An 8,496-nucleotide genomic window follows, 5' to 3' on the forward strand; every position below is an offset into this window, starting at 1 on the left:
AATAAGTTTTCTTTTACTCTCTTCCATCTTTGAAAACCCAGCGATCCATTTTCTCTTTATCTCCTATTCTCTTTTTGCAAAATGATCGTCAGCTAAAATATAAAGAAATGTGAAAGAGTTAAGCATATGACAAAGTTCTGTAGAAAAAGGAAACAACTCTAGACCTCCTCTGGAAGGTCGTATCATACTATGAAAGCATGGCTATGACCGAGTTGAAAAGAAAGTCGACAAGCTTTCTGATAAAATAGACGCACGCTTTGAACAGGTTTTTAAAGAGATAGGAAACGTTCGTGTTGAAATGCGAGATTATGATTTAGAAAATACCAGCCGTTATTACCATGATCATGATAGTTCTGATGGAATTTCTAGGGGTTCTCACTGAATCTAATCTTTGAACAAAAACATTAGCCTCAACCTCTCTGCGAACCACAAGCCCTTTTAATCGCTTTCCTCCAGCAAAAATCCATTTGCGTATTTCACAGGAAGGATTTTCTCCCAATCCTCTTGATGTAGCAATGGCTACTATATCTAGACACGAAAATACATTACCGGATCTCAACCATAAAAACCGCTTTGAAGATGAAAAATCTTTGAATAAGCCTCGTGATTGGATTTGTTTTAGTGATGAAATCATTATGCTGAAAAGTACAACACAAGCAAAAGATAGAACATAAAACTGAGTAAATTAGATTTTATTCATTGAAATCATTCACCCATCGAATTTATCAGTCTTAGAGGCATTAAATGCTGTTAGTGTTTTTTACTCTCTTGTTTATGATCAACAATCGGCAGGGGATAATCCAGCGTATGTCGATTTTCTTCAATCCAAATATAGGGTACGGATACATTTGCAAAGCTTGCTTGCCTTAATAGCACCAACGCCAAGGTTATAAAGAAAAAATCTCCAATAGCCGATATGCAGTATGCACCAGAGAATAGTACAGCAGGAAGATATTCTAAAAAAACCAGGAACAGGCACTTCGAAACGTCTTACCTTCCCCTGCTCTTCTGATATCTCTATGCCCTCACGAACATCAGATCCTGCATATCCATAACCAATAGCCAAAATTCCAGCAGAACATCAATATACGGTTATATTCAGTCCCTCAAAACTTTTTATCAATTTAAAAATCAATTGTAGACTAATAAAAAATTCAATTTCTAATTATTAGACATTTTATTTCTAATGTTTTTCAATATGGCACAATATATTTTATTAATTTATCAAAAAGAAACTCCTTGTTATGATATCAAAAAAGAATGCCTTAACTTCTGTACTATTATTATCAACTGTATTGTTAAATGGCTGTGATTGGTTAGATTCTGAACCTTATAATACTACTGCAGAGACAACTCTAAAAATAGTAAAAAATGCCCCTTCTATTGAAACACAACCAATTGTGAAAAGAACTGCGGCACCTGCAGAAAAACTGCCTTTAGTCGCGGAAAAACCTGTTGATTCTCTTCTTACTTTGAATAATGTTATGAATCTAAACCTCAGCGAGGAGAACGAATCTAATCTATTCAAGACACTATTAGGGTATCCTCTGGATAATCTTGATAAAGTTCAAAAAGAGTTAGCGGATATTACTGATATTTCGAAGCAATATTCGGATGCACGCCGTCTATACATAAATAACCCAGAAAGTAAAAATTTAGAAGACAACTTCCGTCAAGTCAATCTGACTTATGCAAAGAGATCTAATGCATATACAGCACTACAAAAAGTGATAGAAATCAAGAAACAACAACTAATTACAGAGACAACTCGAAAAACAGTAGAAAATGCCCCTTCTAACCAAACACAACCAATCGCAGAGACAGCTCTAGAAACAGTAAAAATGCCCCTTCTAACCAAACACAACTAATTGTAAAAGGAACTGTGGCACTTGCAGAAAAACTGTATTTAGTTGCGGAAAAACCTTCTTTTTCTCTTGTTATGAATGATATTTTAAAACAAGCCGAACAGAAATTAGGACTATTCTATCTGACTACAGATGATCTTAAAAAAATTCGATCAAATTTTAAGGATATTCATACTGGGGCTGAGACCGAATTTGTTAATGCACAAGCGATATACATAAAAGACAGAGGAAAAAATGATTCCAGCAACAAGAGATACGAGAACTCTGTGGATCATCGTGAACTAATAACGACGGCATTAGACTTATTAGATGAAGAGCTTAATAGAAGAAACGAGAACGTTCTTGAAAATACAAAAAAGAATCTAGTTCTTTTTGGGACTGGGATGATGGTGCGTATGATTTGAGAAATATTTTCTCATAACAGGACAGATAAAGAAAGAACAACTACTCGCATAGAATTTGTAATACAGTGAAATTTATCCCTTAAAAGATATTGTATATTTATCAAACAAAAGCAAAGTTTATAGACGCATTGCTAATCTCTTTAGAAGAATAGATTTCTTTCTATACCAAAAATTCTTGCAGTAATTAAAGTACTATATATCTCTCAATGCATTGTTCAAACTCTTCAAAAACAATCCATTTTATGAGGGATTCAATTTTTGAATAGAAAGTTATTTTATCAAAGAGTTGATCAAATTATAATAAAGAATCTATTAGAAGTCATTTTCCAAAAAACGCCAATGACATCTTAGAAGATCTAGACATTTTAAAATACATCAGTCATCAAAACGGACAGTTTCAACCTTTGTCTTTCACACAAGGAAAAGACTATCTAGCAAAAATCAAGCCTCAAGCTGGTGCTTCTGCCCAAGAATGGAGAAAATTCGAGAAGACTGAGCAGGCTTTCGACACCATGATAATCAACAATATATGGTATTGTTTTTTGAGTTGTTTGATAGAAATTTTCCCGAAACGTATACGGCTGAAAAACTTTCTCAATTTATTAAAAGAAGGGTTTATACTTGTAAATATTCATGCTATCTCTATAAATATTAATGCCTTAAACAACAATACGTCGTAGTAATCCTCTTATGAGGATAAGACTTTGTTGGAATAGTATAGCAGGTATAGTATATTTCGTTCCGGAGGAAATATGGTTTCTGATAATGTCCAAAATGTAACCCAATCGCAATTGCGTAGTTTTGTTGAGCGGCTAGAGCGCTTGGAAGAAGAGAGAAAAAATATCACTGAAAGCATCAGGGACGTCTATGGCGAAGCTAAATCGAGCGGTTTTGATGTTAAGGCTCTCAGGAAGATTGTCGCCTTGCGCAAAAAAGACGAACAGCAATGGATGGAAGAAGAACAAATTCTTGACGTTTATTTGCGTGCCCTTGGCATGATAAAGGATACTCCCGATTCTGAACTCAACTAATTCCCTGCCTCATGGAAACAATATCCAAGCATTAGGATTATGCACGATATCAAAAACTATCTGCGATATCAATCCATATATAGCACTTGAGATAGCATGCTCTCTATATTAAGAGACGTATATCCCCCGTGGCTCTATCCATTACTTCTGTTCAAATAGTTGTATCTATTCTTTTCAAATCGCCTTTTATTTCTTTCTAAAGGTTATGCGTAGAATTTCCCGTCTCATAATAAAATAAAAAATTCCTCATTGAATGCGAAGAAATAGAGATTTTTTATCTTAAAAACAAAAATAAGATACTTCTCTTTATTTTAGAAATAAGAATCCGACCTAAAAGAAGCGCATTACCGGAATCTATAAACACCCTCTATCCCACACATCACAGAATCCTTTTGATCACTACTGGTAAAAAATTCTGCCAAAGCGACAAAACTTTCTAATCGGATCGTTGATCACTCTAAAAAACGCTGCGGAGACCACAAATAAAAAGAAGCACAACGGAAAGGCATGTATTTGTCAATGCATTTTTCGTCCAAAACGCACATCTCCCTTAGAAAATGTTTATACATCCTTGAAATACCTACCCCAAATCAAGCATCCTGTTTCCGACTGAACCTGACCATCGCATAACTTTTTTGGATTTTTGAGATAAATTCCTATACTTTTCCATTTTATCCTCTTCAAAGAAAATAGGAATACTCGCATAGAGGAATAAAATCAATAAAAGGAGGAGCCGCAAGATCATGATTTACTAAATACCAAAAAATCAGATCGTGCGGTCCCCACATGTTGCATACTACTGCGTAATTTTCATATAATCAAGCATAATAAAGTCTTTATAATTGTTTTTAATGTTTTTTATAGCAATTTTATGTCATATCTCTATTAGTAATGTGATATATTATAATAAATACCTGCTCTTCTATTGAAAATACTTGATAAGAATGTGATTAATATTTCTTATTTTTTCTAAAAATACTAATAATATCTTTTTTTATCATTGATTTAGGCGAAATACTTTTCCCATAAAATTTTGTGTAAAAAATCCTGTCCGTTCCATACTTTCTCCCTCATAAGGTAAATTTAAAATTTATACTATTCATATTGTACACACCGTGTGTATCGTGTAACACGCAATAAGATTCGGAATGTGTCAGTATTTTCTATGTTTCTTATCATTCTTTTTCCTTGATTTTCAATCTCATAAAGATTTTCCCCTGAGGATATCTATAAATGGCTAAAAGCCATTCAGAATCATGCTTGATGATATCACAAATACATGGATATTATTTCTAAGCGCTTATGCACATCTCATAAATGAGATTCAGCACATTATTCAACTCAATAAAAATCTATCCATCACCAAAAAACATCTCTCCTCTTCCAGCATAACAGCTTAGCTTGATTGTATTATTGTATACGCTCAAAAACTCCAAACTTCTTGGATTCAATCTCAGCTGTTTCGCATATAACTCTTTTGAAAGTTCTTCTCTCTAAAAAGAGATAACTTAGCTCGACATTAACACCATAGAGGACAGATAATGGAACACGTAGTTTTCATGGAGAATAACGATCTCAATTGAGATATCGCAAATTATACAGATAATACAAATCATCCTGAACAGCAATAAACTGGATAAGGAAAACTGATTTCGATAAGGGTTTTATCTATAATATTCCGGCAATTTTTTAAAAAACAGCCTAAAATACATTTTAAGATATTGAAAAATAAAGATAAAATTTTTCTCAGGAGATTCAAAAAAGATATTAAATCACCGTCTTTTATTGCCATAGCACTACCGTCATTATTATCAGAAAATCTTCTGAAGATCTATAACTCTCCTGATGCTTTTTCTTGCAAATCCAAGTAACGCAAGGCGATTTTCCCGAATTTCACGATCTTCCGTATTGACAAGGACTTCTTCGAAAAAAGCATCAACTGGCTCACACAAAGAAGACAGAGATACTTCAATGGGATAAAAATTATCTGTTTTCATGCTTTCCTTGATACATGCATCAACTGTTACAATCACTTTATGCAGTTCTTTTTCTGCTTTTAGAGAAAATTTATTCGGAGAAATATCAACAGATATTTTGTTTCCTTTTTTTTCTTCAGAAGCAAGTATCTGGACAATGCGTTTTGCAGACAACAAGAATTTTGCACCTTTTTCACTATTAAGAAAATCATTGAAATGCTCAATGAGAGTTGCGGTCATTAAAAGATCATCGCTTTCAGGTAATAATATTGCTTTTATAAGGTCAGGACGAATGCCAGTTTCACGGAGATATTGTTTCAAACGCTCATAAAAAAAGGATATAAGGCTTGGATCTTCTATAAATTTTGATAGCGGTAGATATATGCTGTTTTCTAATAGAATGCGGATGACCCCCAATGCCGCTCGGCGCAACGCATATGGATCTTTAGAGCTACTTGGCTTTTCATCAATCGCCCAAAAATTGATCAGCATATCCAGCTTATCAGCTAATGCTAAAGTCACAGATACCGTGTTTTTCGGAATCGTTTCTGATGGTCCTCGTGGCTTGAGATGCTCTTCTATAGAAAGAACCACTGATGCATCTTCTCCTTGCAAAAAGGCATACTTTGCCCCTATTTTTCCTTGCAGTTCTGGAAACTCTCCTACAATCTCTGTACAGAGATCAGCCTTTGCCAATGCTCCTGCCCGGTCTACTAGATCTATATCTGCTTTCGTAAACTTTGATATCTTTTGTGCCAATAACTGTATACGCCGTACTCTCTCCCCTTGTGTTCCTATTTTAGCATGAAAAACAACATTGAGCATGTCAAGTTTAGCCATGCGCTGATCCAGAGGCTTAGAAAAATCAAGTCTTAATCTTGAAGGATGTGGTTTCTTACAATATTCTTTCTCTAAATCAGAAATATTAAGCAAATCTTCTTGATCACAATTCCAAAAATGTAAAGCATCGGCTAGACGAGCACAAACCACCCTATTATTACCTCGAATAATCTCTTCTCCTCCATCAGAAGCTTGAATATTGGAGACGATTACAAAGTGATTTGCAAGCTTTCCTTGACGCATACGTGTCACAAAGCACTTTTGATGCGTCTTGATAGTCAGACGAACAACCTCTTCCGGCAGGCAAAGGTATTTTTCATCAAATGAACCGATCAGAACTTGAACCCATTCTACAAGACCTGAAATCTCTTCTAAAAGATCATCATCTTCAACAAGCTCTAATCCAGCAGCGAAGACTAATTGCCGTGCATCATTCAAGATAATGTTTCGACGATGTTCAGGATCAAATAAAACTTTTGCCTTTCCTAAGCCATTCACATAATCGTCAAGACATTGCACTTTGATAGCATTCGGGGCATGGAATCTATGACCATAAGTTATATTGCCAGAAGGTATGCCCTCTATATGAGTATCAATGACTTTTGTCTCACCATCTTCAAAAATAAGGATACAAAGGATTGATTGTAAAGGTCTAATCCAGTGAAAAGAGCTTATGGGAGACGTTTCCATACTCCAACGCATTGATTGAGACCAGGGAAATCGACGAATAGCTTTAGAAACAACCTCTTCCAGAATTTCTTCTACTAGACGTCCAGGTTTTTTAATAGTAGCGAGATAGATATCCCCTTTTTGAGGATTTTTCCTAATCTCAGCATCAGATATCTTCTTTAATCCTGTAGAACGTAAAAAACCGTCAATGACTTTTTGATCAGCTCCAACGCGTGGACCTCGTCTTTCTTCGACAATTGCAGGAGAGGATCTCGACAATCCATGAAGAGATAGAGACAAACGGCGCGGGGTCCAATATTGACGGGCACCTGCATATGTTAATCCGGCTTCTACCAAGGAATCGGTAATATTTTTTTTCAAATCCTCAGTGGCTTTACGTTGCACACGCGCAGGAATTTCTTCCGAATAAAGTTCTAGTAAAAAGTCAGGCACCACTAATTCCTATTTTTCAGGACCATAGATTCTTAATGTACTTCAAGGCACAACACGTTAAAAAACGTTCCATACAAGATTGCTTTCGATAAAAGTCCGTATTTTTGAAGAAGAACACAACAAATTTTCATACAAATGGATGCGCAAATAAATATAAAAAAAATCAAATCAATGGTTTAATTTTTTATATTATGATATTTTCTTTTGATTTCCAAAGCTATACTCACATCATGCTTTCCTGTAAAAAATCAACTCTTCTCACCATAATCCAAAGCTCACATCATGAAATCCACCATTTCATTATATTTTTCGATCTGTTACTGCTCCTCATGAACGACATAAAATTTTTATAAAGATTATATCGCGAAATTTACATCATGAAATCCACCATCTCATTATATCTCTTGATCTGTTACTACTCCTCACGAACGACATCAAATGTTTATTTGGAGTGTTATAGCTTTAATCTGCCCCTATCTATATACACCAAGATATTATAGTTAAAATGGGATAACATGCTGGTGCCCGGTGAGGGATTCGAACCCCCACGCTTTCGCGTTTGGACCTAAACCAAGTGTGTCTACCATTTCCACCAACCGGGCGTCACCCTGAAGACTTGGCACCAGTTAACATAAATCCCCGTCCTGATAAAAAAATCTTATCACATTTAGACGTTAGTTCCAGGATTCATCCCAACGTGTTTTTTATTTCATCATACGGACTGACTATGCCGTGCAAACCACGCACTTAACCACATGGTCGAAATGTAGAACCGCATTGTCACTTTGTCAACGCATACGATATAAAATCACATCTTATCTTGTCCCATCTTTTTTCTCTATAAGAAAGAGTTTTGCGATATCAAAATACGATTATGACTTCCTAAAAAATCAACCATAATATGCCAAAAACAAAACACTTCTAAAAACGTCCTCTTATCAAAGAAAACAACATATACCACTGTCGTATCCACTGATGAATTGTACATGGTTGATCAAGGATTTTAGCTCCAACATTTTGCGCATTTTTCAAAATATTTTCGGTTATACTGATAGGGATAAATGCAGCAAAAACTTTTGATGAAATACTCTTCATCTCTTTTCTGGCTTTCAAAAGATGTTCCAATCCTAATTCAGCGAAAATTTTGACCGCAATCGATATTTTTTCCTTATTTTCTCCAGATAAAAAAGAGTTTCGATCAAGTCCTGCAGCTCCAAGGATATCAAGAGGCAAATATAACTGCCCACGACTGCGGTGC

The 8,496-nt window shown here is 35.2% G+C and carries 7 protein-coding genes, 1 tRNA gene and 1 pseudogene; 5 read left to right on the forward strand and 4 right to left on the reverse strand.

The genetic code is table 11. The features are described 5' to 3' along the window. The first annotated feature begins 467 nt into the window (after nucleotides 1-467). A complete protein-coding gene (locus tag H0G72_RS05165) occupies nucleotides 468-674 on the forward strand; it encodes a hypothetical protein (protein WP_182017713.1) in 207 nt (68 codons plus the stop codon). A gap of 146 nt (nucleotides 675-820) precedes the next feature. Here H0G72_RS05165 and H0G72_RS05170 read toward each other — a convergent pair whose 3' ends face one another. After that, nucleotides 821-1,066: a hypothetical protein gene (locus H0G72_RS05170; RefSeq protein WP_182017714.1), complete on the reverse strand. Its 246-nt coding sequence runs from the start codon at nucleotides 1,064-1,066 to the stop codon at nucleotides 821-823. A gap of 178 nt (nucleotides 1,067-1,244) precedes the next feature. Here H0G72_RS05170 and H0G72_RS05175 point away from each other — a divergent pair, with 178 nt between their 5' ends. The 4 genes and pseudogenes from H0G72_RS05175 to H0G72_RS06460 all read left to right on the forward strand — a co-directional run. Next, nucleotides 1,245-1,868 (forward strand): hypothetical protein, encoded by a 624-nt coding sequence (locus H0G72_RS05175; protein ID WP_182017715.1) that lies wholly within the window; start codon nucleotides 1,245-1,247, stop codon nucleotides 1,866-1,868. A 14-nt stretch (nucleotides 1,869-1,882) separates the two neighbouring features. Beyond that, nucleotides 1,883-2,269, forward strand: a complete 387-nt coding sequence (locus H0G72_RS05180) for a hypothetical protein (protein WP_182017716.1) — start codon at nucleotides 1,883-1,885, stop codon at nucleotides 2,267-2,269. 752 nt (nucleotides 2,270-3,021) lie between these two features. Further along, nucleotides 3,022-3,300: a DUF2312 domain-containing protein gene (locus H0G72_RS05185; RefSeq protein ID WP_182017717.1), complete on the forward strand. Its 279-nt coding sequence runs from the start codon at nucleotides 3,022-3,024 to the stop codon at nucleotides 3,298-3,300. A 115-nt stretch (nucleotides 3,301-3,415) separates the two neighbouring features. Further along, nucleotides 3,416-3,538 (forward strand): annotated as a pseudogene (locus H0G72_RS06460) (hypothetical protein); the annotation flags it as partial. Between the two features lie 1,573 nt (nucleotides 3,539-5,111). Here H0G72_RS06460 and glyS read toward each other — a convergent pair. From glyS to H0G72_RS05200, 3 genes are all read right to left on the reverse strand, one after another. Beyond that, the gene (gene glyS, locus H0G72_RS05190) at nucleotides 5,112-7,238 is read right to left on the reverse strand and encodes a glycine--tRNA ligase subunit beta (protein ID WP_182017718.1); all 2,127 of its coding nucleotides are present in this window, start codon (nucleotides 7,236-7,238) and stop codon (nucleotides 5,112-5,114) included. A 519-nt stretch (nucleotides 7,239-7,757) separates the two neighbouring features. After that, nucleotides 7,758-7,840: transfer RNA gene (locus H0G72_RS05195), tRNA-Leu, on the reverse strand. A gap of 319 nt (nucleotides 7,841-8,159) precedes the next feature. Then, nucleotides 8,160-8,496, reverse strand: a 337-nt coding sequence (locus H0G72_RS05200) for a squalene/phytoene synthase family protein (RefSeq protein ID WP_182017719.1), incomplete at its 5' end; no start/stop codon positions are given.

This window comes from Candidatus Liberibacter sp. (genome assembly GCF_014048425.1).
In the GTDB taxonomy this organism is placed as follows: Bacteria; Pseudomonadota; Alphaproteobacteria; order Rhizobiales; family Rhizobiaceae; genus Liberibacter.

Coding starts and splice junctions, on each gene's coding strand:
- H0G72_RS05175 (WP_182017715.1), top strand. CDS start 1,245: ATGATATCAAAAAAGAATGCCTTAACTTCTGTACTATTATTATCAACT.
- H0G72_RS05185 (WP_182017717.1), top strand. CDS start 3,022: ATGGTTTCTGATAATGTCCAAAATGTAACCCAATCGCAATTGCGTAGT.